Below are 26,147 nucleotides of genomic sequence, written 5' to 3' on the forward strand. Positions count from 1 at the left end.
GCCCGGAAAACGGATGGGTATCCTAGCATCTCCTCGCCTGCCGGGGTTAGGCGGCTGCCCGACAGTCATCCCCGCCACCCAACGGGCCATCAGCAAGGATCCGTTCGACCATGAAAAACCCTCCACGCCGCACGCTCGGCCTGCTCTGGGGCGTCCTCTGCCTGCCGCTGTTCGCCCTCGCCGCCGAACCCCAGCCGACCCACGAATACGTACTGGACAACGGGCTCAAGCTGGTAGTTCGCGAAGACCACCGCGCCCCGGTGGTGGTCTCCCAGCTCTGGTACAAGATCGGCTCCAGCTACGAGACGCCCGGCCTCACCGGCCTGTCCCACGCCCTGGAGCACATGATGTTCAAGGGCAGCAGCAAGATGGGCCCGGGCGAGGCCTCGCGCGTACTGCGCGACCTCGGCGCCGAGGAGAACGCCTTCACCACCGACGACTACACCGCCTACTACCAGGTGCTGGCCAAGGACCGCCTGCCGGTGGCCTTCGAACTGGAGGCCGACCGCATGGCGCACCTGACGCTGCCGGCCGACCAGTTCAAGAGCGAGATCGAGGTGATCAAGGAAGAACGCCGCCTGCGCACCGAGGACAAGCCCTACGCCCTCGCCTACGAGCGCTTCAAGGCCGCGGCCTACCTGTCCAGCGGCTACCACTCGCCGACCATCGGCTGGATGGCCGACCTGCAGCGCATGACCATCGACGACCTGCGCGCCTGGTACAAGGCCTGGTACGCGCCGAACAACGCCACCCTGGTGGTGGTCGGCGACGTCCAGCCCGAGGAGGTCAAGACCCTGGCCCAGCGCTGGTTCGGCGACATCCCGCGGCGCGAACAGCCGCCGGCGCGCAAGCCGCTGGAAGTGCCCGACCCGGGCGAGCGCCGCCTGACCCTCGAGGTGCGCACCCAGTTGCCCAGCCTGATCATGGGCTTCAACGTGCCCAGCCTGGGCAGCAGCGAGAACCCCCGCGAGGCGCATGCCCTGCGGCTGATCTCCGCGCTGCTCGACGGCGGCTACAGCGCCCGCCTGTCCTCGCGCCTGGAGCGCGGCCAGGAGCTGGTGGCCGGCGCCTCCGCCTCCTACGACGCCTTCGCCCGCGGCGACACCCTGTTCACCCTGAGCGCCACCCCCAACGTGCAGAAGGGCAAGACCCTGGAGCAGGTGGAGAAGGCCCTCTGGCAGCAGCTCGACGAACTCAAGACCACCCCGCCCAGCCAGGAAGAACTGGAGCGCGTGCGCGCCCAGCTGATCGCCGGGCTGGTCTTCGAGCGCGACTCCATCGCCGCCCAGGCCAGCAGCATCGGCCAACTGGAGAGCGTCGGCCTGTCCTGGCGCCTCGCCGACCAGGACCTGGAAGCCATCCGCCAGGTCACGGCCGAAGACATCCAGAAAGCCGCCCGCACCTATTTCGTCCGTTCGCGCCTGACCCTCGCCCAGGTGCTGCCGCAAGCCGATACCGACAAGGAGCCGAGCAAATGAGTGAACGAAATGGCCTGCGCTACGGCCTGCTCGGCCTGGTCGTCCTCCTGCTGATCGCCGGCCTGGCGTTCTGCGTCAGCCGCCCCGCCGGCGGCAGCAACCCCGCCCCGCAGGCGCCGGCCGCCGCAGCGCCCAGCGGCCTGCAGTCGCTGGCCGAGGCCGCCGGCAAGAAGCCCGGCCACCGCCAGTTGGACATCCAGCGCTGGACCACCGCCGAAGGCGCCCGCGTGCTCTTCGTCGAGGCCCATGAGCTACCGATGTTCGACCTGCGCCTGACCTTCGCCGCCGGCAGCAGCCAGGACGGCGACGCCCCGGGCCTGGCCATGCTGACCAACGCCATGCTCAACGAAGGCGTGCCGGGCAAGGACACCAGCGCCATCGCCGCCGGCTTCGAGGACCTGGGCGCCGACTTCATGAACGGCTCCTACCGCGACATGGCGGTGGCCGGCCTGCGCAGCCTGAGCGAGAAGGACAAGCGCGAGGCCGCCGTCGCCCTGTTCGACCAGGTGGTCGGCCAGCCGACCTTCCCCGAGGAAGCCCTGGCGCGCATCAAGAACCAGGTGCTGGCCGGCTTCGAGTACCAGAAGCAGAACCCCGGCAAACAGGCCGGCCTGGAACTGTTCAGGCGCCTCTACGGCGACCACCCCTACGCCCACTCCAGCGACGGCAACGAGCAGTCGGTGCCGAAGATCGGCGTCGCCCAGCTGCGCGCCTTCCACCAGAAGGGCTACGCCGCCGGCAACACGGTGATCGCGCTGGTCGGCGACCTCAGCCGCGCCGAGGCCGAGGCCATCGCCGCCAAGGTCTCCGCTTCGCTGCCCAAGGGTGCGGCGCTGCCGCCGGTGGCCCAGCCGGCCGTGCCCAAGCCGGGCCCCAGCCACATCGAGTTCCCCTCCAAGCAGACCCACCTGCTGCTGGCCCAGCTGGGCATCACCCGCAACGACCCGGACTACCCGGCACTGTATCTGGGCAACCAGATCCTCGGCGGCGGCGGCTTCGGTACCCGCCTGATGGACCAGGTGCGCGAGAAGCGCGGGCTGACCTACGGCGTGTCCTCCGGCTTCACCGGCATGCAGGCGCGCGGGCCTTTCACCATCGGCCTGCAGACCCGCGCCGAACTCAGCGAAGGCACCCTCAAGCTGGTCCAGGACATCGTCCGCGACTACGTGAAGAACGGCCCGACGCAGAAGGAACTGGACGACGCCAAGCGCGAACTGGCCGGCAGCTTCCCGCTGTCCACCGCGAGCAACGCCGACATCGTCGGCCAGCTCGGCGCCATCGGCTTCTACGGCCTGCCCTCGGACTACCTGGAGACCTTCCTGGCCCAGGTCCAGGCGCTGGACGTGGACAAGGTCAAGGCGGCCATGCAACGCCACGTCGACCCGGACGCCTTCGTCATCGTCACCGCCGGCCCCACGGTGCCGCAGAAACCGCTGCCGCCTCCCACCGACAAACCGGCCGAACAGCCCCTCGGCGTTCCGGAGCACTGATGAACAGAAGACCCAAGGCCCCCGCCTCCGCCAACGCCCGCCAGCACGGCGGCCAGGGCCAGCTGCGCATCATCGGCGGGGAGTGGCGCAGCCGCCGCTTCGCCTTCCCCGACGGCCCGGGCCTGCGCCCGACCCCCGACCGGGTGCGCGAGACGCTGTTCAACTGGCTGGCCGCCTACGTCCCCGGCGCCCGCGTACTCGACCCCTTCGCCGGCAGCGGCGCGCTGTTCCTCGAAGCCCTGTCCCGCGGCGCCAGCAGCGGCCTGGCCCTGGACCTGAACCGCGAAGCCGTGGCCGCCCTGCGCGGCCACCTGGCCACGCTCAAGTGCGAGAACGGCGAAGTGCAGCTGCAGGACGCCCTCGCCTACCTGGCCAAGCCGGCCCCGGCGCCGGTGGACCTGGTATTCCTCGATCCGCCCTTCCACCAGGACCTGCTGCAGAACAGCTGCCGCCTGCTGGAGGAAAACGGCTGGCTGGCGGCCGACGCCTGGATCTACACCGAGAGCGAAAGCGCCCCCTCCAGCCTCGGCCTGCCGGCCAACTGGCGGCTGCACCGGGAGAAGCAGGCGGGGAATGTGCATTACGCGCTGTGGCGGCGCAGCAGCCAATAAGCCAAACCACCTGGCGCAAGGAGCAGCCAATGGACGAACCGACGCAGAGCCCCATCGCCATTTATCAGGCGGATGACGGCGGCCAGACCACCGAAGTTCGTCTGGAAGGCGAAAGCGCCTGGCTGACTCAGAGGCAGATGGCAGAGCTGTTCGCCACGACGCCGGAAAACGTGCTGATGCACCTGAGGAACATCTACCGGGAAGGCGAGTTGCAGGAAGAGACAACTACTAAGGATTTCTTAGTAGTTCGCGAGGAAGGCCGGCGAAAGGTGCAGCGCCGGCTCAAGCATTACCACCTCGACGCCATCATCTCCGTCGGCTACCGCGTCAACTCCCGGCAAGGCACACGCTTCCGCATCTGGGCGAGCCAGGTACTCAAGGACTACCTGGTTCAGGGTTACGCACTCAACGAACGCCGCCTTCAAACCCAGCAAGCCCGCATTCGCGAACTGGAGCGGACGCTGACGCTGTTCCAGCAGAACCTCATCGACCAGGCCAGCCTGCCCGAGGCGCGGGGCCTGGTGAGTGTCATCGCCGGCTATGCGCGCACCTTCGTGCTGCTCAACCAGTTCGACAGCGAGCGCCTGCCCGCGGAAGGCTTCGATGAAAGCATCCGCTACGCCATCGAACCCGCCGATGCCCACGCCGCGATCACGGCCCTGAAGACCGACCTGCTGGCCAAGGGCGAGGCAAGCGAGTTGTTCGGCCGCCCCAAGGACGACAGCTTCCTCGGCATTCTCGGCAACGTCACGCAGTCCTTCGCCGGACAATTCCTCTACCCCAGCATCGAGGAGCAGGCTGCGCACCTGCTTTACTTCATCATCAAGAACCATCCGTTCACCGACGGCAACAAGCGTATTGGCGCCTTCCTGTTCATCTGGTTCCTGCAGCGCAACCAGCATCACCTCAAGCACGACGGCGAACTGAAGATCAACGACAACGCCCTGGCCGCCATAGCCCTGCTGGTGGCGCAAAGTGATCCACGACAGAAAGAACTGATGATCCACCTGATCATGAACCTCATCCGCAACTGAGCCGTGCCCGCATGACTCCGCCCTTCCAACCCGCCAGGTGGCTCCCCGGCCCGCATCTGCAGACGCTCTACGGCTCGCTGCTGCGCAAGGCGCCGGTGTTGCAGCGCGAGCGCGAGCGGCTGTGGCTGGAGGACGGCGATTTCCTCGACCTCGACTGGCACGGCCCGCACAGCGCGCGCACGCCGCTGGTGCTGGCCATCCATGGGCTGACCGGATCTTCCGACTCGCACTACATCCGAGGCCTGCAGTTCGCCGTGCAGGCCCGCGGCTGGACCAGCGTGGCGCTGAACTGGCGCGGCTGCTCGGGCGAGCCCAACCTGCTGCCGCGCGGCTACCACTCGGGCATCAGCGAGGACCTCGCGGCGGTCGTCGAGCACCTGCGGCGCATGCGCCCGCTGGCGCCGCTGTACGCGGTGGGCTATTCGCTGGGCGGCAACGTGCTGCTCAAGTACCTCGGCGAGCAGGGCCAGGACTGCCCCTTGCGCGGCGCCGCAGCGGTGTCGGTGCCGTTCCGCCTGGACCGCTGCGCCGACCGCATCGGCATCGGCTTCTCGCGCATCTACCAGGCGCACTTCATGCGCGAACTGGTGGCCTACATGCGCAACAAGCAGCAGAGCTTCGCCCAGCGCGGCGCCCAAGAGCACCTGGCGGCGCTGGAACGCCTGGGACCGCTGGACGGCATGTGCACCTTCTGGGACTTCGACGGCCGCGTCACTGCGCCGCTGCACGGCTTCGCCGACGCCCACGACTACTACAAGCGCGCCTCCAGCCGCTTCTACCTGGGCGGCATCCGCACCCCGACGCTGATCATCCATTCCAGCGACGATCCCTTCATCGACGCCGGCAGCATCCCGCCGGCGGACGAGCTCTCGGCCAGCACCGAACTGGAGCTGCACGAGCACGGCGGCCATGTGGGCTTCATCGGCGGCACGCCGGGGCGGCCGGACTACTATCTGGAAAGGCGCATACCCGACTGGCTGCTGGCCCTGCACGGCAGCGCCGGCTGAAGCCGGCTTGACCGGGATCAGCATCGGCCGGCCAGCGATGGTCCAGGCTGGAAGCGCCAAAGGGCAAGGAGGGGAAGCCATGAGCGAAGCGACCATCCGGATCCACCGCGTCACCTCACTGAACGACGCCCAGTGCGTTGGCATAGCGGCGCTCTACCGCACCGTCGGCTGGGGCCACCCGAACGACGCGGACGAATTGCGCGATCTCTGCGAATCTTCCGGCTACGTGCTGCTGGCCAGCGAGGGCGAGCAGGTGGTCGGCCTGCTCCGCGCCGAGCCGGAGAACGCCCAGACCACCTGGTTGGCGGAGCTGGCCGTGCTGCCTGGCCACCAGGGCCGCGGCATCGGCACTTCGCTGATGCAGCGCCTAATCGCCGACCATCCCGGCGCGCGTCTGTATACAGACGCCACCGATGGGGTGGAGGGGTTCTTCCTCCGGCATGGCCTGGAACTGCGCCAGCCGCTGGTGCCGGGGCCGCGCAAAGATTGATACCGGCGGAGGCCGATTCGGCTTTTCGTAGGAGCGAGCTTGCTCGCTCCTACGAAAAGCCGAACGTTGGACGCCATCCGTGATCACCCCTGTGGATAACTCACACGCCCTACGAAGAACTTTCCGTCAACGGCACATACAGCCTTTCGGCAATCCGCTCCACCGCCGCCTGCGAATCCTCGGCGATGTGCCCGCTCTCCAGCGCCAGCACCTGGTAGATGCCGCGCCGCAGCAGTTCCTCGCTGAGGTCGCCGGTGACCTCCTGGGTGGTGCAGAGGAAGCGCACCCAGGAGGTGAGGATGATCCAGGCGTTGAGGGTCAGGGCTTCCAGCTGGATTTCGTCCATCCGCAATATCCCGGCCTCGACGAAGCCGCGGTAGATGGCCTTGGCGTTCACCAGCGCGCGGCGGGCGAAGGCGCGGTAGGCCGCGGCCAGCTCCGCGTCGCTTTCCAGCAGGTGCTCCAGGTCGCGGTGCAGGAAGCGGTAGCGCCACATGGCCGCCAGCAGCGCCTCCAGGTAGAAGGTCTTGTCCTCGATGGTCAGCCCGCGGCCTTCGGGCAGGCGCAGGAAGTCATCGACGCGCGCCTCGTACTCGGCGAACAGCTCGGCGATGATCGCCTGCTTGTTGCGGAAGTGGTAGTACAGGTTGCCCGGGGACATGCCCAGGTGCGCGGCGATGTGGTTGGTGGTGACGCTGCGCTCGCCCTGGGCGTTGAACAGCGCCAGGCTCTCCTGGACGATGCGGTCGCGGGTCTTGATGCGTGGGGCCATGCGCGGACTCGGAATCACTCTTCTACGGCAAGGGGCAAAGGTACACGGATTGCTACGTGCGATGCAGCCGGCGTAACACTCCGGGCGGCCGCCCAGCTTTTCGTTGGGTGGGCCGCGCGGCGCTGACGCGGCATGCTATTTGACACTTTAGAGTAATTGCTCTAAAAATCCAGCGACAAGCACAACGCGAAGCGCCCCCACCCGGAGCGCTTCCCCCCAGCCGGTCCGCCGAGGAGCCCGCCATGGTCGCCGACATCGCCTACCTGCAGCAGACGCAGCAGGACATCAACCAGCTTCAGAGCCTGTTCGAGCGCCAGCGCCAGGCCTACCGCGCCAACCCACAGCCCAGCGCCGGCCAGCGCCAGCAATGGCTCAAGAGCCTGGCCGACCTGCTGGTGCGCGAGCAGCAGCCGATCATCGAAGCCATTTCCCGCGACTTCAGCAACCGCTCCGCCGACGAGACCCTGCTCGCCGAGATCATGCCCAGCCTGCACGGCGTGCACTACGCGCGCAAACGCGTGGCGCGCTGGATGAAGCCCTCGCGGCGCAGCGTCAGCATGCAGTTCATGCCGGCCTCGGCGAAGGTGGTGTACCAGCCGCTGGGCGTGGCCGGGGTGATAGTGCCGTGGAACTACCCGCTGTTCCTTGCCATCGGCCCGCTGACCGCCGCGCTGGCCGCCGGCAACCGGGTGATGATCAAGATGAGCGAATCCACCCCGGCCACCGCCCAGGTGCTCAAGGAACTGCTGGCCAAGGTCTTCCCCGAAGACCTGGTGGCCGTGGTCCAGGGCGAGGTGGACGTCGGCGTGGCCTTCTCCAAGCTGCCCTTCGACCACCTGCTGTTCACTGGCGCCACCAGCGTCGGCAAGCACGTGATGCGCGCCGCGGCGGAGAACCTCACCCCGGTCACCCTGGAACTGGGTGGCAAGTCGCCGGCGCTGATCTCCGAGAACGTGCCGATGAAGGACGCCGCCGAGCGCATCGCCTTCGGCAAGTCGCTCAACGCCGGGCAGACCTGCGTGGCGCCGGACTACGTGCTGGTGCCGCAGCAGCGCGTCGAGGAGTTCGTCAGCGCCTACCGCGACGTGGTGCAGGGCTTCTTCCCCAGCGTGGAGAACAACCCGGACTACACCGCCATCGTCAACGAACGCCAGCTGGCCCGCCTCAACGGTTACCTGAGCGATGCCGAGGCCAAGGGCGCGCAGGTCATCCGCCTGCTGCCGGAAGCCAGCGGGCGGCGCCTGCCCCAGGCGCTGCTGCTGAACGTCGACGACGACATGAAGGTGATGCAGGACGAGATCTTCGGCCCGCTGCTGCCGGTCGTCCCCTACCAGCGCCTGGACGAGGCCCTGGCCTACATCAACGACCGGCCGCGGCCGCTGGCGCTGTACTACTTCGGCTACGACAAGCGCGAGCAGGAGCACGTGCTGGCGCAGACCCACTCCGGCGGCGTGTGCTTGAACGACACCCTGCTGCACGTCGCCCAGGACGACATGCCCTTCGGCGGCGTCGGCCCCTCCGGCATGGGCCACTACCACGGCCACGAAGGCTTCCTCACCTTCAGCAAGGCCAAGGCGGTGTTCAGCAAGCCGCGCTTCAACGCCGCCCGGGTGATCTACCCGCCCTACGGCAAGGCGCTGCAGAAACTGGTCTATAAGCTGTTCGTCCGCTGAAACCGCGTATTCCACCCAGGTGAAACAACAACAATGACAGACACCTCCCTGAGCGCGCCGGGACTTTCCCGGCGCGGCGTGCTCAAGATCGGCCTGCTCGGCGGCGCCTTCCTGGCCACCGCCGGCGTCACCGCCACCCTCAGCGGCTGCTCGGCCAGCACCCCGGCCAACGGCATGAAGGTCATCCGCGAGTCCGACCTGCCCTTCCTGCGCGCCCTGATCCCGGTGATGCTGGCCGGCGCCGTGCCGGCCGAGCGCATGGCCGAGGCGGTGCAGGCCAGCCTCGCCGGCCTCGACCACACCCTCGACCACCTCTCGCCGGAAATGCTCAAGCTCACCGTGCAGTTGTTCGACGTGCTGGCCCTGCCGGTCACCCGCGGCCCGCTCACCGGCATCTGGGGCAGCTGGGAGAAGGCCAGCGCGGACGACGTGAAGCATTTCCTGGAACGCTGGCAGAACAGCTCCATCGGCCTGCTGAAGATGGGCCACAGCTCGCTGCTGCAGCTGGTGATGATGGCCTGGTACGGGCGCCCGGAATCCTGGGCGCACTGCGGCTACCCCGGGCCGCCGAAGGTCTGAGCCCCGCCACTCCCATAACAAGAATTCCCGAGAGTACCCCTGATGCCCGTACCCGATCTGTTCGCCGAGGGCCTGGCCCGCGGCTGGAAAGTCCACGATGGCTCGCGCCTGGACAACGACCTGACCCTGGAAGCCGACGTGGTCGTCATCGGCTCCGGCGCCGGTGGCGGCACCACCGCGGAAATCCTCAGCGGCGCCGGCTACAAGGTGCTGCTGGTGGAGGAAGGCCCTCTCAAGACCAGCTCCGACTTCAAGATGCAGGAGCCGGAGGCCTACTCCAGCCTGTACCAGGAAGGCATCGGGCGGATGAGCAAGGATGGCGCCATCACCATCCTCCAGGGCCGCGCCGTGGGCGGCACCACCCTGGTCAACTGGACCTCCAGCTTCCGAACCCCCGACGCCACCCTGGAGCACTGGGCCAGGGAACACGGGGTGAAGGGCCACGGCCCGGCGGAAATGGCCCCCTGGTTCGCGAAGATGGAAGAACGCCTGGGCGTGGCGCCCTGGATCATGCCGCCGAACTTCAACAACGACGTGATCCGCCGCGGCTGCGAGAAGCTCGGCTACCACTGGAAGGTCATCCCGCGCAACGTGCGCGGCTGCTGGAACCTCGGCTACTGCGGCATGGGCTGCCCGACCAACGCCAAGCAGTCGATGCTGGTCACCACCATCCCGGCCAGCCTGGACAAGGGCGGCGAGCTGCTGTTCCTGGCCCGCGCCAACCGCCTGTTGCACGACGGCGGCAAGGTCAGCGGCCTGGAATGCCTGGCCATGGACGCGCGCTGCGTGGCGCCCACCGGCCGCAAGATCACCGTCAAGGCGCGCCACTACGTGCTCGCCGGCGGCGGCATCAACAGCCCGGCGGTGCTGCTGCGCTCCAAGGCGCCGGACCCCAACGGCCGCGTCGGCCAACGCACCTTCCTGCACGTGGTGAACTTCAGCGCCGCGCAGTTCGACGAGGTGGTCAACCCCTTCTACGGCGCACCGCAGTCGATCTACTCCGACCACTTCCAGTGGGACGACGGCACCGCCGGGCACATGTCCTACAAGCTGGAAGTGCCGCCGCTGCAGCCGGCCCTGGCGGCCACCCTGCTCGGCCGCTTCGGCATCGACAACGCCCTGCGCATGGAACAGCTGCCGCACACCAACATGATCCTCGCCCTGATGCGCGACGGCTTCCACCCGGATAGCGCAGTGGGCAGCGTGAGCCTGCGCGGCGACGACACCCCGGTGCTCGACTACCACATGACCGACTACACCTGGGACGGCATCCGCCGCGCCTTCCACACCATGGCCGAGGTGCAGTTCGCCGCCGGTGCCAAGGCCGTGCTGCCGCTGCACGCCGACGCCAGCTACGTGAAGACCCCGGCCGAGGCGCGCGCGCTGATCGACGGCCTGAGCCTTGAGCTGTACCGCACCCGCCTGGGCAGCGCCCACGTGATGGGCGGCTGCGCCATGGGCGAGGACCCGCAGCAATCGGTGTGCGACAGCCTCGGCCGCCACCACCAACTGGAGAACCTGTCGATCCACGACGGCTCGCTGTTCCCCACCAGCATCGGCGCCAACCCGCAGCTGTCGGTCTACGGCCTGACCGCGCAGCTGGCCAGCGGCCTCGCCGAGCGCCTGGCCAAGGCCTGAGCTCCGATCCCGGCGCGAAGGCTCTGCCACGGGCCTTGCGCGCCGGCCGGCGGTTTCCGCCGGGGAAAATCCGGTAGTCCGCGCCGGCGGGCACTACCAAGGTCGCTTGGCCCATCCGGGCTGCTGCGTTACCATCCAGCCCCGCCAATGCCCACGCCTGCCCCTTGAACCACCAGGACGCTGCGATGAACCGAGTGCTGTACCCGGGTACCTTCGACCCCATCACCAAAGGCCATGCCGACCTGGTCGAGCGGGCCTCGCGGCTGTTCGACCAGGTGATCATCGCCGTCGCCGCCAGCCCCAAGAAGAACCCCCTGTTCCCCCTGGAGCAACGGGTCGAGCTGGCGCGCCAGGTCACCTCGCACCTGCCCAACGTCGAAGTCGTCGGCTTCTCCACCCTGCTCGCGCACTTCGTCAAGGAACAGAACGCCAATATCCTGCTGCGCGGCCTGCGCGCGGTGTCGGACTTCGAGTACGAGTTCCAGCTGGCCAACATGAACCGCCAGCTCGCCCCGGACGTGGAGAGCATGTTCCTCACCCCGTCGGAGAAGTACTCGTACATCTCCTCGACCCTGGTGCGCGAGATCGCCGCCCTGGGTGGCGACATCACCAAGTTCGTCCATCCCGCGGTGTCCAGCGCCCTGGCCGAGCGCTTCAAGCGCTGACCGGGCGCCGCCAGGGAAGGCGGCAATTGATCCGGCCGGCGTGCAACGCGCACGCCAATGCGGCAAAATTGCAGCATTCCTGTTGCTGACAGCCTGGCCATGGGCCAAGGCCGGAGTTTTTCGATGTCCCTGAAAATCACCGACGATTGCATCAACTGCGACGTCTGCGAACCCGAGTGCCCGAACGGCGCCATCTCCCAGGGCGAGGAGATCTACGTGATCGACCCCAACCTGTGCACCGAGTGCGTCGGCCACTACGACGAGCCGCAGTGCCAGCAGGTCTGCCCGGTGGACTGCATCCCCCTCGACGATGCCCATGTCGAGAGCAAGGACGAGCTGATGCAGAAGTACCTCAAGATCACCGGCAAGGCCTGACCTCGCGGGCTTGACAGGCGGATCGCCGAAATCCCGCGGGGTATTCGGCAACCGCAACGCGGCGGGATTGTCTATCCTCCCAATTCGCTCCCGTGGTTTTTCCCGGATGCCAGTCCGGGGCCACCCGACGATTCGTGAGATGCCATGTCCCTGCTGAACCACAGTTTCCGTTCCCTCGCCCTCGCCTGCGGCCTGTTGCTGCTCGGCGCCGCCAGCGTCCATGCCGCCAGCCAGCCGGTCGCCCAGGCCACCGTGGCCAGCGCCCACCCGGCGGCCACCGTGGCCGGCCTGGAAACCCTCGCCGGCGGCGGCAACGCCTTCGACGCCGCGGTGGCCATCGCCGCCGCCCTGGCGGTGGCCGAACCCTACAGCTCGGGCCTGGGCGGTGGCGGCTTCTTCCTGCTGCGCCAGGCCGGGCCGACGCCCAGCTACCGTTTCATCGACGCCCGCGAGCGCGCGCCTCTGGCCGCCAGCGCGCAGATGTACGTGCGCAACGGCAAGGTGCAGCCGGAACTGTCGCTGAACGGCCCGCTGGCCGCCGCCATCCCCGGCCTGCCCGCGGCCCTGGTGGAACTCACCAGCCGCTTCGGCCGCAAGCCGCTGGCCGACAACCTGGTGCCGGCGATCCGCCTGGCCACCGACGGCGTTTCCGTCGACCGCATCTACATCACCCGCGCCGCCGGCCGCCTGGAAGCCATGCGCAAGGACCGCGAGACCTCGCGCATCTTCCTGCAGCAGGGCAACCTGCCCGAGGAATGGGACCTGCTGCGCCAGCCGGACCTGGCCAACACCCTGTCGCGCCTGGCGCGCTACGGTCGCAGCGGCTTCTATGAAGGCGAAACGGCGGAGCAACTGGTGCAGGGCGTGCGCGCCGCCGGCGGCGTCTGGAGCCTGGAAGACCTGCGCAGCTACCAGGTGGTGGAACGCCAGCCGCTGCGCTACCCGCTGGGCGACGGCCGCGAGCTGGTCAGCGCGCCGCCACCCTCGGCCGGCGGCGTGGCCATCGCCCAGAGCCTGGGCATGCTGGCCCAGCTGCCCTGGCAGAAAGCCGAGCCCATCCAGCGCGTGCACTACGTGGCCGAGGTCCTGCGCCGCGCCTACCACGACCGCAGCATGCTCGGCGACCCGGACCGCATCGCCAACCCGGTGCAGCAACTGCTCGCCCCCGACTACCTCAAGCGCCTGGCCGCCGGCATCGACCCGCGCCGCGCCACGCCCAGCGCGTCCCTGCCGCCGGCGCCGAGCTGGCGCGAAGGCGACCACACCACGCACTTCGTGGTGATCGACGAACAGGGCAACGCGGTGGCCGCCACCCTCTCGGTGAACCTGCCGTTCGGCTCCACCTTCACCCCGCCCGGCACCGGCGTGCTGCTCAACGACGAAATGGACGACTTCGCCGCCGACATCCAGGGCAGCAACGCCTACGGCCTGGCCGGCAGCGCGGCCAACGCCATCGCCCCCGGCAAGCGTCCGCTGTCGAGCATGAGCCCAAGCTTCATCGAAAGCCCCGACGAGCTGGCGGCCTTCGGCACCCCGGGCGGCAGCCGCATCCCCAGCATGGTGCTGCTCGCCATGCTGCAGTACCTGGACGGCCGCTCGGTGCAGAGCTGGGTGGGCGCGCCGCGCTACCACAACCAGTACCTGCCCGACGTGCTGGAGCACGAGCCGCGCACCTTCACCGAAGCGCAGAAAGCCGAGCTGAACGGCCGTGGCTACAGCCTCAAGGAAGTCGCCCCGTCCTACGGCAACCAGCAGGTGCTGCTGTGGCGCAAGAAGACCGGGAACGTGGATGCCGCCAGCGACCCGCGCGGCATCGGCCTGGCCGCCGGGACCACGGTGCACTACTGAGTCAGGGCACCAGCAGCGAAGGCGCCCCGTCGGCATCGCGCTCGGGCAGGGCGCCGTCCAGGCCCTGCTCGACGCGCAGCTGCAGCACGTTGCGCAGGCTCTGCACGATACGGCTGGCGTAACCCAGGTCATTCATCAGCGAGCTGGTCTGGGCGCCGTCCAGCTCGTGGCGGCGCACCGCGGCGAACAGGCGGTTGCGGAAGGCGCCGTCGAACTCCGCGGCCTGTTCGTCGAACAGCGCCAGGCGCGCGGCCCAGGCGCCTTCCGGCAGCTGGCGGGGGTCGAGGGCGCCGATGGCGCGCACCTCGCGCAGCGCGCCCAGCAGGTGGCGGCGCAGCTCCAGATAGCATTCCCGCGCCACCGAAGGCTCGCCCTGCAGCGCCCTCCCCAGGTTCTTCTGCAGGTGCTTGGCGTCCTTAACCGCGTCCACCAGTTGCAGCGCCGCCACCTGGCAGGCCATCCAGAAATGCTGGTGCGCCTCGTCCAGCGGCGTTTCCAGGCGCCCCATGAAGCTCAACAGGTCGCCGTACACGCCCTTGATGTGCTGCTGGTAGAGCGCCTGGGCGTCCATGGCGAAGCGCTCCGGCCCGGCATGCAGGGCGGCCTCGTCCACCTTCGGCTGGTTGAGCAGGTCCACCGGCAGGTAGAGCGCGTGGCAGATCACCTCGATGCTCAGGCGCCCGAGGTGCTGCAGCTCCTGGGTCACCGCGCTGGCGGCGGCGTCCGCCGAGTCCAGGGCGCGCTCGCTGAGGTAGCGCGCATGGGTGCGCTCCGGCAGTTGCACCGCGGTCGCCGGGGCCAGGTCGGTGATCAGCACCGAAGGCTCCTCGACGTCCGGCAGCCAGCGGATCAGCCACTGCGCCAGGCGCGTCTGCAACGGCCAGAACAGCAGCACGCCCATGCCGTTGAACAGGGTGTGGAAAGCCGCCAGCTGGATCAGCAGGTTGTCGCCCAGGCCGACCTGGGCGGTCAGCCAGCGCACCAGCCAGGTCAGCGGCGCCAGCAGGACGAAGGCGAGCACCCCGCTGACCAGATTGAACAGCACATGGGCCAGGGCCAGGCGCTGGCCGTTGCGGTTGCCGCCCAGGGAGCCGACGAAGGCGGTGGTCACGCTGCTGCCAACGTTGGAACCGATGGCGATGGCCAGGCTCTGGCCCAGCTCCAGCTGGCCGCCGGCCAGCGCGGCGAGGGTCAGCATCAGGGTGGCGTGGCTGGACTGCAGCACCACGGTGACCAGGGTGCCGATGCCGACGAACAGCAGGGCGCCCAGCACGCCTTCGGCCTGCAGGCCGGTCATGTCCATGGCGTCGCCGAAGCTGGAGAAACCTTCCTTGATCTGGTCGATGCCGAGGAAGATGAAGGCGATGCCCATGAGGATGCGCCCGGCGGCCTTGCTCTTGGGCCCGTTGAAGCTGGCCAGCACGCCGAACACCAGCAGCGGCAGGGCCAGCGGGCTCAGGCTGAGGTTCTGCCCGGCCAGGGCCAGCAGCCAGATGCCGCTGGTGGCACCGAGGTTGGCGCCGAAGAGGATGGCGATGCCGCTGGCCAGCTGGATCAGCCCGGTGCTGATGAAGGCGATGGTGAGCAGCGATACCAGGGTGCTGGACTGCAGCACGAAGGTGCCGCACAGGCCGAACAGCAGGCTCTTGGACGGCGTCGAGGTGCTGCGTTCGAGCCACAGCTCCAGCTGGCTGCCGGCCAGGTCGCGCAGGCCCTCCTCCAGGCACTGCATGCCGAACAGGAACAGCGCCAGGCCCGCGCCCAGCTGCAGCAGCCCGGCGCTGGACCAGAAGGCGTAGCCGAGCCCGCCCGCCGCCAGCAGCAGGAGCAGCGGGCGCAGGTGCTTCTTCAGTTCGCTACGGGCCATGGCCCCCTCGGGAAGGGCGCGCCGGCGTACCGGCGCGACAGAGGATCAGTCCTGCTTGTAGCCGCTTTCGGTGCAGCCCAGGCAGCGCACGAAGGTGGCCTTGCCCGGGTCCACCACCAGCGCCTGGCCGGCTTCCTTGACGTTGCCGCCCAGGGCGGTGAACGGCAGGCTGACGATGAAGGCCGCGGTGCCGATCACGGTGGCGCCCAGCAGCAGCGGGCGGGCGATGATCAGGTCGCCGAGCATCTTGTAGAACGGCGGCGAATCGGTGCTGTAGATCGGGTCCCCGCTGGAGGTGTTGCTGATCGCGTCGGAGGCCTGGGCGGTAACGGCCGACAGACCGAAGGTCAGGGCCAGAACGACGGCCAGGGCGCGGAACAGGTTCATGGCGTAAATCCTTTTTTATGCTGGGTTGGCAGGCAGACTGCCATTAACTATATCAGCGCGACAGGGCTTGTCAGCGTGATGGCCATCAACCGCCGAGGAAGGCGTACTCCGGCTTCCTCGGCACGAAGGGGCGGTAGAAGGCCAGCATCCGCTGCAGGTCGGCGGCCTCGTCGCCGCTCGGCCGGAACGGCTCGCCGATGACGATGCGGCGGTTGCCGTAGTCCAGCGCCGCCAGTACCACCGGAACATCGGCGCCGCGGGCAATGTGGTAGAAGCCCATCTTCCAGCGCTCGACCTTCTTGCGCGTGCCTTCGGGGGAGATGATCAGGATCATCTCGCGGCTGTCGCGGAAGGCCTGCACCGCCTGCTCCACGGTGTTCAGCTTGAGGTGGCGCTGGATCGGGATGCCGCCCCAGCGCCGCAGCAGGCCGCCGAACGGCCGGCGGAACAGGGTGTGCTTGGCGAACCAGCGGGCGTTCAGGCGCAGCACGAACTTGGCCGCCAGGAACAGCATGAAATCCCAGTTGGAGGTGTGATGCGCGCCTATCACCACGAACTTGTCGAGGGGCGGCAGCGCGCCTTCGATGCGCCAGCCGGCGGCCTTGAGCATGCTGTGGCCGAGCCATTCGGCGAAAGGATTGCGGGGCAGGTAGTTGCCGGACATCGATGGACCTTCTTGTTGTTATGGGGGCAGGGCAGGGTTCGCGAGCAAGCTCGCTCCTACAGGCGGCCGCTCTTCGTAGGAGCGAGGGGGACGCCTAGTTCTTGCTCGCGAACCGCCCAATAGCAATAGCGGAAAAGCGCCCGCTCAGCGTTGGCAGCGCGGACAGTAGACGCTGGCGCGCTGGCCCAGGCGCACCTCGCGCAGGGTACTGCCGCAGACCTTGCAGAACTCCCCGCCGCGGCCGTAGACGAACAGCTCCTGCTGGAAGTAGCCGGGCTGGCCATCGCCGCCGACGAAGTCGCGCAGGGTGGTGCCGCCGCGCTCGATGGCGATGGCCAGGATGCGCTTGATCTCCTCGGCGAGCTTCAGGTAGCGCGCCCGCGAAATGCTCCCGGCCTCGCGGCGCGGGTCGATGCCGGCGGCGAACAGCGCCTCGGTGGCGTAGATGTTGCCCACCCCGACCACCACGGCGTTGTCCATGATGAACGGCTTGACCGCCATGCTGCGCCCGCGGGACAGCTGGTACAGGCGCTCGCCCTCGAAGGCGTCGGTGAGCGGTTCCGGGCCCAGGTGGCGCAGCAGCTCGTGCTCCAGCGGCGCCTGGCTCCAGAGCAGCGCGCCGAAGCGCCGCGGGTCGGTGTAGCGCAGCGCCAGGCCCGACTCCAGCTCGATGTCCACGTGCTCGTGCTTGGCCGGCGCCAGGCCGCACTCCACCAGGCGCAGGCTGCCGGACATGCCCAGGTGGCTGATCAGCGTGCCCGCCTCGGCCTCCAGCAGCAGGTACTTGGCGCGCCGCGTGACCTGCAGGATGCGCTGCCCGGACAGGCGCACGTCCAGGTCCTCGGGCACCGGCCAGCGCAGGCGCCGGTCGCGGACCACCACGCGGCTGACGCGCTGGCCTTCGAGGTAGGGCGCGATGCCCCGGCGGGTGGTTTCGACTTCGGGTAATTCAGGCATGGAAAGTCACGGCGATGATGATCTGTCGGTAGGCGCAAGCTTGCTCGCGAACCACTTCGCTTGCCAGGGGCAGCTGTCTTACCGGCTGCGCCGAGATGCTCTTCGTAGGATGGGTTGAGCCTGCGAAACCCATGCGGTTGCGCTGATGGGTATCGCTTCGCTCAACACCATCCTACGGGTGTTTCCCTTGCAGCCCCGTAGGAGCGGATCTTATCCGCGAATCGCGCCGAGGTGTCCGGCTATCGCGGACAAGGTCCGCTCCTACGGGAAGCACCATGCCTCATGTTGAACTGTAGGAGCGTGCCCTGCCCGCGATTTCGCGCGCAGGGCACGCTCCTACATGGGAATGGCGCGGAGGCGTGGCGTAGGAGCGGATCTTATCCGCGAATCGCGCCGGTGTGTCCGGCTATCGCGGACAAGGTCCGCTCCTACGGGAAGCGATTTCGCGCGCAGGCGCGGGAAATCAATCCAGCGCGCGGGCCAGCTGGATCAGCTCGTCGCGCCAGGCCGCTGCCTTCGGCAGGGCCAGGAAGGAGCCGTTCAGGTAGTCCTCGCGGGCCTCGTAGGTGAAGGCTTCGCCACGCAGGTCCAGCACTTCGCCGCCGGCGCCCTCCAGCACGCCCTGGGCCGCCGCGGTGTCCCACTGCGAGGTGGGCGCCAGGCGCGGGTAGCAGTCGGCCGAGCCTTCGGCCAGCAGGCAGAATTTCAGCGAGCTGCCGATATTGGCCAGCTCCAGGTCGCCGAAGCGCTCGCCCAGGCCGGCCAGCAGGCGCTCCTGGGCCGGGCTGGAGTGGCGCTTGCTGGCCACCACGGTGAAGGCTTCGGCGGGCGCGTTGCGCACGCTGATCGGTTCGACCGCGCCGCTCGCGTCCCGGCGCCAGGCGCCCAGGCCGGCGCCGCCGTAGTAGCAGCGGCCGGTAGCCGGAATGCCGACCACGCCGAACAGCACCTTGCCGTGCTCGATGAGGGCGACGTTGACGGTGAATTCCTCGCTGCCGGCGATGAATTCCTTGGTGCCGTCCAGCGGGTCGACCAGCCACCAGCGCGACCATTGGCGGCGCTCGGCCAGGGCGATGGCGCAATCCTCCTCGGACAGCACCGGCACCTCCGGCACCAGCGCCCGCAGGCCTTCTTCCAGCACGCGGTGGGCGGCCAGGTCGGCGGCGGTCACCGGCGAGGCGTCGGCCTTCTCGTCCACTTTCAGTTCGCTGCGCCAGAACGGCAGTATGACTTCGCCGGCACGCTGCGCCAGCGCCACGACGGATGGAATCAGGTCTTGCATCAGAGCTGCAGCTCCCCACGCTGGATCAGGATGTCGCGCACCAGGTACAGCGCGGCCAGGGCGCGGCCTTCGCTGAAGGCGGCGTTCTGCGCCAGACTGGACAGCTCGCGCAGGTTGATGCGGTCCACCCGCAGCGGCTCGGGTTCGTCGCCCGGCAGGCTTTCGGCGTAGAGGTCGCGGGCCAGCACCACCTGGATGCGCTGGCTCATGTAGCCCGGCGACAGCGACAGCTCGGTGATGTACTCCAACTGCCCGGCGCCGTAGCCGGCTTCTTCCTTCAGCTCGCGGTTGGCCGCGGCCAGCACGTCCTCGCCCGGTTCCACCAGGCCCTTGGGCAGCGACAGCTGGTATTCGTCGACGCCGGCGCAGTATTCCTCCACCAGCACGGCGTGCTCGGCGTCCAGCAGCGCCACCACCATCACCGCGCCATAACCCTGGCCTTTGCCCACCAGGCGCTCGTAGGTCCGCTCGACGCCGTTGGCGAAGCGCAACTGCAGCTCTTCGACTGCGAACAGGCGGCTCTTGGCGACGATCTCGCGGGCGAGCACCTCGGGTTTCTGACGCATGGGACGACTCCTGGGGCGGGTCCGGGTGGGCTATGATACCCGCCTTTTCCGATAATCCGTGCCGATCCTTGCGCCTCGATGGCGACAGGACGGCACTTCGCAACAGGGCAGAACATGCCACGCCTGGACTGGGCCGGGATCGACAGCGTCTTGCTGGACATGGACGGCACCCTTCTCGACCTGCACTTCGACAACCATTTCTGGCTCGAGCACCTGCCGCAGCGCTATGCCGAGCACCACGGCATCAGCCGCGAGCAGGCCGACGCAGAGCTGTTGCCGCTGTTCCGCGACAACGCCGGGCAGCTCAACTGGTATTGCCTGGACTTCTGGAGCCGCGAACTGAAGCTGCCGGTCCGCGACCTCAAGCGCGAGGTCGCGCACCTGATCGCCCTGCGCCCGGACGCCGACACCTTCCTCGCCGCATTGCGCCGCGCCGGCAAGCGCGTGGCGCTGATCACCAACGCGCACCGCGATTCGCTGTCGCTGAAGCTGGAGCGGGTGGAGCTGGCGCCCTGGTTCGACCGCCTGATCAGCTCCCACGACTACGGTTTCCCCAAGGAAGACCAGCAGTTCTGGCAGGCCCTGCGCGCCGACTTCGGCTTCGAGCCGGCGCGCAGCCTGTTCATCGACGACAGCCTGCCGATCCTGCGCAGCGCCCGCGCCTTCGGCGTGGCCCACCTGCTGGCGGTACGCCAGCCGGACAGCCGCCAGGGGGCGAAGGACACGGCGGAATTCGCGGCGGTGGAAGACTACCGCAGCCTGATCGAGGACCTGTAGGAGCGGGCCCTGCCCGCGAATCGCGCGCAAGGCGCGCTCCTACAAGGGAGGCCTGGTGTCAGAGTCTCTGGATCCCCGCGTTCGCGGGGACGACGTCGGAAAATACGAATCTTGATCCCGTCGCTCCCGCGAACGCGGGAGCCCAGAGGCTATCGCGGATAAATCCGCTCCTACGGGTGCTGTAGCCTTACTCCGGAATCCGCAGCACCTGCCCCGGGTAGATCTTGTCCGGGTGGCTGAGCATCGGCTTGTTGGCCTCGAAAATCTTCATGTAGGCATTGGCGTTGCCGTACTCGGCCTTGGCGATGGCGCTCAGGGTGTCGCCCTTCTTCACCGTCACGAAGCGCGCCGCCGGCGCCGCCTGGGGCACGCTGATGCTGTCCTCGACGCCGGCCACGCCCTCGACGTTGCCCAGGGCCAGGAGAATCTTCTCCTTCTCTTCCTGGCTGGCCGCCTCGCCGCTGACGATCACCTTGTCGCCCTCGACGCTGACCTGAATGTTCGGGTTGCCCAGGCCGACCTTGGCCACGTGCTCCTTCAGCGAATCGGCGGCCTGCGCCTTGTCGCCCAGCAGGCCGCCCAGCAGTTTCTCACCGGCTTCCTTAACGAATGACAGAATGCCCATGTCCTTTCTCCTTGCGGTTACGGTTTCCAGCGGCCAGCTCCAGACCGGCCGCGCCGCCAGGAAGTCTAGACGCCACCCGGGGAGACAACGATAGGAGTTGTCCGAAAGCCGGCGGCAACCGACGGAACGCCCCGCCCAGCCTCGTGATAGACGCCATCGATCACGGCATAGGCGCTGCCGATTGGACACCCTCGGCCCCCAGGCTTAGGCTGGGGCCATTATTCGAATACAGTGCCCACCCCATGCCTTGCCAGCCAGATCGCCCGGCGCCCGCGGATGCCGCAGCCGAGGGCGCCTACGCCTATGCCGAACTGGGCAGCGGGCCCGCTTCCGGCAGCGCCGTGCTGGCCGAGGAAGTGGCCCTGGCCATCGCCTACAACGGCCTGAGCCAGGCCGTGATGATGGCCTCGCCCGGCGACCTCGAGGATTTCGTCCGCGGCTTCAGCCTGAGCGCCGGCCTGGTCGAGTCCATCGACGACATCTATGACATCCGCCTGAAGCGCCTCGCCGACGCCATCAGCGTCGACGTGCAGATCACCAACCGCGCCTTCTGGGCGCTCAAGCGCCTGCGCCGGCGCCTGGCCGGCACCAGCGGCTGCGGCCTGTGCGGCGTGGAGGCGCTGGAACAGGCGCTGCCCGAACTGCGCCCACTGGAGCCGGCGCCGCTGCCGCCGGCGGCCCACCTGCAGGGCCTGCGCCAGCGCATCGACCAGGCGCAGAGCCTGGCGCAACGCAGCGGCGCACTGCACGCGGCGCTGTATGTCGACGACACCGGCAGCATCGTCCTGTGCCGCGAGGACATCGGCCGGCACAACGCCCTGGACAAACTGATAGGCGCGCTCAAGCAGCAACGCCTGGACTGCCGCGAGGGCTTCGCGGTGGTCACCAGCCGCTGCAGCCTGGAGCTGATTCAAAAGGCCGTGCGCGCCGGCATCGCCACCCTGGTCAGCCTGTCCGCGCCCAGCGCGCTCACCGTCGAGTGGGCGCGCGCGCACCGGCTGAACCTGGTCCACCTCCCCCACCACAACGCGCCGCGGGTCTACAGCCCGGCGCCGGCCTCCCACCGACACCCGACATCCCGATGAGCCTGCAACCGATCAACCCCCGTTACCAACCCTACAAGGGCCCGGCAGCCGGCTGGGGCGCTCTGATCAGCGTCACGCGCTTCTGGCTGGACAGCAAGCAGCCGTTCAAGAACCTGCGCGCGCTGCTCAAGACCAACCAGAACGGCGGCTTCGACTGCCCCGGCTGCGCCTGGGGCGACTCCCCCGAGGACGGCCGGGTGAAGTTCTGCGAGAACGGCGCCAAGGCGGTGAACTGGGAAGCAACCAAGCGCCGCGTGGACGCCGCCTTCTTCGCCCGCCACAGCGTCAGCGCGCTGCGCGAGCAGAGCGACTACTGGCTGGAGTACCAGGGCCGGCTGACCGAGCCGATGCGCTACGACCGCGCCAGCGACCGCTACGTGCCGGTGAGCTGGGACGAGGCCTTCGCCCTGGTGGCCAAGCACCTGAACAGCCTGGAAAGCCCCGACCAGGCCGAGTTCTACACCTCCGGCCGGGCCAGCAACGAGGCGGCCTTCCTCTACCAGCTGTTCGTCCGCGCCTTCGGCACCAACAACTTCCCGGACTGCTCGAACATGTGCCACGAGGCCAGCGGCGTGGCCCTGGGGCAAAGCGTCGGGGTCGGCAAGGGCACCGTCACCTTCGACGACTTCGAGCACGCCGACGCCATCTTCGTGTTCGGCCAGAACCCCGGCACCAACCACCCGCGCATGCTCGAACCACTGCGCGAGGCGGTGAAGCGCGGCGCCCAGGTGGTGGCCTTCAACCCGCTCAAGGAGCGCGGCCTGGAGCGCTTCCAGCACCCGCAGCACGCCCTGGAGATGCTGACCAACGGCTCCGAGCCGCTGAACACCGCGTTCTTCCGCCCCGCCCTGGGCGGCGACATGGCCGCCGTGCGCGGCATGGCCAAGTTCCTCCTGCAGTGGGAGCGCGAGGCCCAGGCCAAGGGCGAGCCGGCGGTGTTCGACCACGCCTTCATCGCCGAACACACCCATGGCGTCGAGGCCTACCTGGCCGAGCTGGACGCCACCGCCTGGGACGCCATCGAGCGCCAGTCGGGCCTGAGCCTGGCCGAGATCGAGACGGCGGCGACCATGTACCGCCGCGCCGAGCGCGTGATCATGTGCTGGGCCATGGGCCTGACGCAGCACCGCCATTCGGTGCCGACCCTCCAGGAAGTGGTCAACCTGCAGCTGCTGCGCGGCAACATCGGCCGGCCCGGCGCCGGCCTGTGCCCGGTGCGTGGCCACAGCAACGTGCAGGGCGACCGCACCATGGGCATCAACGACCGGCCGCCGGCGGCGCTGCTCGATGCCCTGGAGAAACGCTTCGCCTTCCAGGTGCCGCGGCACAACGGCCACAACACCGTGGAAGCCATCAACGCCATGCTCGAAGGCAAGGCGCGGGCGTTCATCGGCCTGGGCGGCAACTTCGCCCAGGCCACCCCGGACAGCCCGCGCACCCACCGCGCCCTGGCGAGCTGCGCGCTGACCGTGCACATCAGCACCAAGCTCAACCGCAGCCACCTGACCTGCGGCGAAGACGCTCTGATCCTGCCCTGCCTCGGCCGCACCGACGTCGACCGCCAGGCCGGCGGCCCGCAGGCGGTGACCGTGGAAGACTCCTTCAGCATGCTCCACGCCTCCTTTGGCCAGTTGGAGCCGCTTTCGGCGCAGATGCGCTCGGAACCGGCGATCATCGCCGGCATGGCCAAGGCCACCCTGGGCAACCACCCGGTGGACTGGGACGCGCTGATCGCCGACTACGACCGCATCCGCGAGCTGATCGCCGACACCATCCCCGGCTTCGCCGGCTTCAACCAGCGGGTCAAGCACCCGGGCGGCTTCTACCTGGGCAACGCAGCCCGGGAGCGGCGCTGGAACACCGCCAGCGGCCTGGCCAACTTCAGCGCCGCGCCGCTGCCCGAGGACCTGCTGCCGGAGCAGGTGCGGCGCACCGGCGAGCGCCCGCACCTGATCCTCCAGACACTGCGCTCCCACGACCAGTACAACACCACCATCTACGGCCTGGACGACCGCTACCGCGGCGTGCGCGGCCAGCGCGAGGTGGTCTTCGCCAACGAGGCGGACATCCGCCGGCTGGGCTTCGAGCCCGGGCAGAAGGTGGACATGGTTTCCCTGTGGGACGATGGCGTGGAACGGCGGGTCAGCGGCTTCACCCTGCTGGCGTTCGACGTCCCGGAGGGCCAGGCGGCCGCCTACTACCCGGAGACCAACCCGCTGGTGCCGCTGGAAAGCCACGGCGAAGGCAGCTTCACCCCAACCTCGAAGTTCGTCGCGGTGCGCCTGGAAAACGCCCGGGACGACGGCCGCATCTTCTGAGGCTGCTCGGGCGTACGACCTCGAATGGTTGTACGCTCGGGTCATTCATCCGGAAAATTCAACGGGAAAGGGCCGAGGCCGGTCCAAGGAATCGGCTTTCGCCTTTTTCCTCATCGTGTGAAATGCCATCATTGCAACAGCATTTTGTGAGAAAAACACGCGAATTTCATACCCTCGGAATGTCATTCTGACAGCCCGAAATAGAAAAAGTTCTGTTCTTAAATCATATACTTGCGTTTTTTGATGAAAGTCGCGTCACTCGTCGGCAGAGGCTTGTAAGCGCCTTCGTACAACAGCAGCATCGGCGCCAACATCCACACAGAGAACCTCTCTATGAAGTACTCCTCGATGCTCCTGTTGTCTCTTGCGCTGGTCGGTGGTTCCGCCTTCGCGGACGGCGACACCCGTGCCGGCGTCGGTGGCGCCCTGGGCGGGGTATTGGGTACCGTCGTCGGCCAGGCGGTCGGCGGCAGCACCGGCGCAGCCATTGGCGCCGGTGTCGGTGGCGCGGCCGGCGGCGCGGTCGGCGCCCGCCGCGGCAACAAGACCGAAGCGGCCATCGGCGGCGGCCTCGGCGCGGCCGGCGGCCAGGTCATCGGCAACAAGATCGGCGGCAGCACCGGCGGCCTGATCGGCGCGGCCCTGGGCGGCGGCGGCGGTGGCGCCCTGGGCAACCACTATGCCGACAGCAACCGCCACGACGATGACGACGACTACCGCGGCTACCGCCGCGCCCGCTACGACGACCGTCGCCACTGGCATGACAATGGCCGTCATCGCGGCTGGTACAAGCACCATCGCCGCCACAAGCACTGGGATTGACCCAGGGCAGGCGCCCCACGATAAACCCCGCAGCTCAGCCGGACACGCTTGTCCGGCTGTTTTGCGTTCGGAACAATGCTTCCAACTCTCTCCCCTCTCAAAGGTTCGAACATGCGCAAGACTCTCTCGGCCCTGGCCCTCGGCCTGGTCGCCAGCCAGTACGCCCTGGCCGGCGACAACACCAACGCGGCGGTCGGTAGCGGCCTGGGCGGCGCCCTGGGCAACGTCGTCGGCGGCGCTCTGGGCGGCAGCACCGGCGCGGCCATCGGCGCCGGCGTCGGCGGTGCGGCCGGCGGCGCCATGGGCGCCAAGGACGGCAAGAAGACCGAGGCCGCCATCGGCGGTGGCCTGGGCGCGGCCGGCGGCTCGGTGCTGGGCAACAAGGTCGGCGGCTCCACCGGCGCAGCCATCGGCGCCGGCCTGGGCGGCGCTGCCGGCGGCGCGGTGGGCAGCTCGCTGGCCGATGACAAGGATCATCACGACAGCGGCCACAAGCACAAACACAAGCGCCGGCACAAACATCGCGACTGAGCCTTCGGTCGCACAGCAAGACAAAACGCCGTTTCCCCCTAGAGGAAACGGCGTTTTTCATGGCACAGGGCGAACACGCCCGTAGGAGCGAGCTTGCTCGCGAACCCGCCCCGCTCCCGTCATCCCGCAGGAAGAGATGCCGAACAAGCCCCTGCACAGCGCCCGGCTGGTATAGGCTTCCTGGCTCACCGGCGCCAAGGAACAACCCGTGAAAGCCATCGCCGCCTTGCTCCGTCCTGTCCTCTGCCTGCTGGCTTTGCCCTCCGCCCAGGCGGCCAATTGGCAGGTCTGCCGCCTGGAGGTGGAAATCAGCGGCATACGCACACAGCCCTACCCCGGGCTGCGCGCCCGCGTGCTGCAGACCCGGGCGCAGCCGGCCAATGCCGAGTGCCCGCCCCCAGGCCAGTTGATCGAGTTTGAACCGGAGAGCCCCGACTACCAGAGCATGGTGCCGCGCAAGCAATGGCCGAAGCCGGGGCAGCGCATCCGCATGCGCTACCAGTACCTGGACGGCACGTGCAAGAACGACGGCAACCCCAAACCCTGCCGCATCCGCCACTACCCGCTGGGTTGGTAGGGCCTCGGCCCACCGGCATCGTGGTGATG

General features: G+C 68.5%; 26 protein-coding genes. 18 read left to right on the top strand and 8 right to left on the bottom strand.

Features of this window, described 5'->3' with window-relative positions; translation table 11 throughout:
* Positions 1-110: 110 nt before the first annotated feature.
* From BM060_RS05145 to BM060_RS05170, 6 genes are all read left to right on the top strand, one after another.
* Positions 111-1,478: a M16 family metallopeptidase gene (locus tag BM060_RS05145; protein ID WP_074977882.1), complete on the top strand. Its 1,368-nt coding sequence runs from the start codon at positions 111-113 to the stop codon at positions 1,476-1,478.
* Positions 1,475-2,968 carry a M16 family metallopeptidase gene (locus tag BM060_RS05150; RefSeq protein ID WP_074977885.1) on the top strand — a complete coding sequence of 498 codons (1,494 nt, stop codon included), beginning with the start codon at positions 1,475-1,477 and terminating at the stop codon, positions 2,966-2,968. Before BM060_RS05145 ends, BM060_RS05150 begins: the two co-directional genes overlap by 4 nt.
* Positions 2,968-3,579, top strand: a complete 612-nt coding sequence (gene rsmD, locus BM060_RS05155; protein WP_074977888.1) for a 16S rRNA (guanine(966)-N(2))-methyltransferase RsmD — start codon at positions 2,968-2,970, stop codon at positions 3,577-3,579. Before BM060_RS05150 ends, rsmD begins: the two co-directional genes overlap by 1 nt.
* 29 nt (positions 3,580-3,608) lie before the next feature.
* A complete protein-coding gene (locus BM060_RS05160; RefSeq protein ID WP_074977890.1) occupies positions 3,609-4,613 on the top strand; it encodes a virulence RhuM family protein/type II toxin-antitoxin system death-on-curing family toxin in 1,005 nt (334 codons plus the stop codon).
* An 11-nt stretch (positions 4,614-4,624) separates the two neighbouring features.
* Positions 4,625-5,620 carry a hydrolase gene (locus tag BM060_RS05165; RefSeq protein ID WP_074977893.1) on the top strand — a complete coding sequence of 332 codons (996 nt, stop codon included), beginning with the start codon at positions 4,625-4,627 and terminating at the stop codon, positions 5,618-5,620.
* 79 nt (positions 5,621-5,699) lie between these two features.
* The gene (locus BM060_RS05170) at positions 5,700-6,110 is read left to right on the top strand and encodes a GNAT family N-acetyltransferase (RefSeq protein ID WP_074977896.1); all 411 of its coding nucleotides are present in this window, start codon (positions 5,700-5,702) and stop codon (positions 6,108-6,110) included.
* A gap of 109 nt (positions 6,111-6,219) precedes the next feature.
* On the opposite strand, the gene BM060_RS05175 is transcribed toward BM060_RS05170, so the two are convergent.
* A complete protein-coding gene (locus tag BM060_RS05175) occupies positions 6,220-6,882 on the bottom strand; it encodes a TetR/AcrR family transcriptional regulator (RefSeq protein ID WP_074977899.1) in 663 nt (220 codons plus the stop codon).
* Between the two features lie 242 nt (positions 6,883-7,124).
* On the opposite strand from BM060_RS05175, the gene BM060_RS05180 reads away from it, so the two are divergent.
* From BM060_RS05180 to ggt, 6 genes are all read left to right on the top strand, one after another.
* A complete protein-coding gene (locus tag BM060_RS05180) occupies positions 7,125-8,555 on the top strand; it encodes a coniferyl aldehyde dehydrogenase (protein ID WP_074977901.1) in 1,431 nt (476 codons plus the stop codon).
* A 33-nt stretch (positions 8,556-8,588) separates the two neighbouring features.
* Positions 8,589-9,134 carry a twin-arginine translocation pathway signal protein gene (locus tag BM060_RS05185; RefSeq protein ID WP_074977903.1) on the top strand — a complete coding sequence of 182 codons (546 nt, stop codon included), beginning with the start codon at positions 8,589-8,591 and terminating at the stop codon, positions 9,132-9,134.
* A gap of 42 nt (positions 9,135-9,176) precedes the next feature.
* Positions 9,177-10,772, top strand: coding sequence for a GMC family oxidoreductase (locus BM060_RS05190; RefSeq protein WP_074977906.1), 1,596 nt, complete (start codon positions 9,177-9,179; stop codon positions 10,770-10,772).
* Positions 10,773-10,957: 185 nt separating this feature from the next.
* Positions 10,958-11,437 carry a pantetheine-phosphate adenylyltransferase gene (coaD, locus tag BM060_RS05195; RefSeq protein WP_009615178.1) on the top strand — a complete coding sequence of 160 codons (480 nt, stop codon included), beginning with the start codon at positions 10,958-10,960 and terminating at the stop codon, positions 11,435-11,437.
* A gap of 123 nt (positions 11,438-11,560) precedes the next feature.
* Positions 11,561-11,812: a YfhL family 4Fe-4S dicluster ferredoxin gene (locus BM060_RS05200; RefSeq protein WP_009615176.1), complete on the top strand. Its 252-nt coding sequence runs from the start codon at positions 11,561-11,563 to the stop codon at positions 11,810-11,812.
* A 144-nt stretch (positions 11,813-11,956) separates the two neighbouring features.
* The gene (gene ggt, locus BM060_RS05205; protein ID WP_074977909.1) at positions 11,957-13,660 is read left to right on the top strand and encodes a gamma-glutamyltransferase; all 1,704 of its coding nucleotides are present in this window, start codon (positions 11,957-11,959) and stop codon (positions 13,658-13,660) included.
* Between the two features lies 1 nt (position 13,661).
* Here the strand turns inward: ggt and BM060_RS05210 are convergent, their stop codons facing one another.
* The 6 genes from BM060_RS05210 to nudE form a co-directional block, all read right to left on the bottom strand.
* Positions 13,662-15,527 carry a Na/Pi cotransporter family protein gene (locus tag BM060_RS05210; RefSeq protein ID WP_074977913.1) on the bottom strand — a complete coding sequence of 622 codons (1,866 nt, stop codon included), beginning with the start codon at positions 15,525-15,527 and terminating at the stop codon, positions 13,662-13,664.
* Between the two features lie 45 nt (positions 15,528-15,572).
* Positions 15,573-15,914, bottom strand: a complete 342-nt coding sequence (locus BM060_RS05215) for a hypothetical protein (protein WP_043269552.1) — start codon at positions 15,912-15,914, stop codon at positions 15,573-15,575.
* An 85-nt stretch (positions 15,915-15,999) separates the two neighbouring features.
* Positions 16,000-16,578, bottom strand: coding sequence for a lysophospholipid acyltransferase family protein (locus BM060_RS05220; protein ID WP_074977916.1), 579 nt, complete (start codon positions 16,576-16,578; stop codon positions 16,000-16,002).
* Positions 16,579-16,722: 144 nt separating this feature from the next.
* Positions 16,723-17,535 carry a bifunctional DNA-formamidopyrimidine glycosylase/DNA-(apurinic or apyrimidinic site) lyase gene (mutM, locus tag BM060_RS05225; RefSeq protein WP_043313994.1) on the bottom strand — a complete coding sequence of 271 codons (813 nt, stop codon included), beginning with the start codon at positions 17,533-17,535 and terminating at the stop codon, positions 16,723-16,725.
* 463 nt (positions 17,536-17,998) lie between these two features.
* On the bottom strand, positions 17,999-18,817 hold the full coding sequence (cysQ, locus tag BM060_RS05230) for a 3'(2'),5'-bisphosphate nucleotidase CysQ (protein ID WP_074977918.1): 819 nt from the start codon (positions 18,815-18,817) through the stop codon (positions 17,999-18,001).
* Positions 18,817-19,383 (bottom strand): ADP compounds hydrolase NudE, encoded by a 567-nt coding sequence (nudE, locus tag BM060_RS05235; RefSeq protein WP_009615159.1) that lies wholly within the window; start codon positions 19,381-19,383, stop codon positions 18,817-18,819. The genes cysQ and nudE overlap by 1 nt, the downstream gene beginning before the upstream one ends.
* Positions 19,384-19,497: 114 nt before the next feature.
* Between nudE and yrfG the strand changes: the two genes are divergently transcribed.
* Positions 19,498-20,160: a GMP/IMP nucleotidase gene (gene yrfG, locus BM060_RS05240; RefSeq protein WP_074977921.1), complete on the top strand. Its 663-nt coding sequence runs from the start codon at positions 19,498-19,500 to the stop codon at positions 20,158-20,160.
* Positions 20,161-20,347: 187 nt separating this feature from the next.
* Here the strand turns inward: yrfG and lysM are convergent, their stop codons facing one another.
* Entirely contained in the window at positions 20,348-20,785 is a 438-nt protein-coding gene (lysM, locus tag BM060_RS05245) for a peptidoglycan-binding protein LysM (RefSeq protein ID WP_043269560.1), read from the bottom strand.
* Positions 20,786-21,027: 242 nt separating this feature from the next.
* On the opposite strand from lysM, the gene fdhD reads away from it, so the two are divergent.
* From fdhD to BM060_RS05270, 5 genes are all read left to right on the top strand, one after another.
* Positions 21,028-21,870 carry a formate dehydrogenase accessory sulfurtransferase FdhD gene (gene fdhD, locus BM060_RS05250; protein ID WP_074977923.1) on the top strand — a complete coding sequence of 281 codons (843 nt, stop codon included), beginning with the start codon at positions 21,028-21,030 and terminating at the stop codon, positions 21,868-21,870.
* The gene (locus tag BM060_RS05255) at positions 21,867-24,188 is read left to right on the top strand and encodes an FdhF/YdeP family oxidoreductase (RefSeq protein WP_074977925.1); all 2,322 of its coding nucleotides are present in this window, start codon (positions 21,867-21,869) and stop codon (positions 24,186-24,188) included. The genes fdhD and BM060_RS05255 overlap by 4 nt, the downstream gene beginning before the upstream one ends.
* Positions 24,189-24,521: 333 nt before the next feature.
* Positions 24,522-25,010: a YMGG-like glycine zipper-containing protein gene (locus BM060_RS05260; RefSeq protein ID WP_074977927.1), complete on the top strand. Its 489-nt coding sequence runs from the start codon at positions 24,522-24,524 to the stop codon at positions 25,008-25,010.
* A gap of 111 nt (positions 25,011-25,121) precedes the next feature.
* Positions 25,122-25,541 (top strand): glycine zipper domain-containing protein, encoded by a 420-nt coding sequence (locus tag BM060_RS05265; RefSeq protein ID WP_043314000.1) that lies wholly within the window; start codon positions 25,122-25,124, stop codon positions 25,539-25,541.
* 208 nt (positions 25,542-25,749) lie between these two features.
* Entirely contained in the window at positions 25,750-26,118 is a 369-nt protein-coding gene (locus tag BM060_RS05270; RefSeq protein ID WP_245322976.1) for a hypothetical protein, read from the top strand.
* Positions 26,119-26,147: the final 29 nt, after the last annotated feature.

This window comes from Pseudomonas citronellolis (assembly GCF_900112375.1).
GTDB lineage: Bacteria > Pseudomonadota > Gammaproteobacteria > Pseudomonadales > Pseudomonadaceae > Pseudomonas > Pseudomonas citronellolis.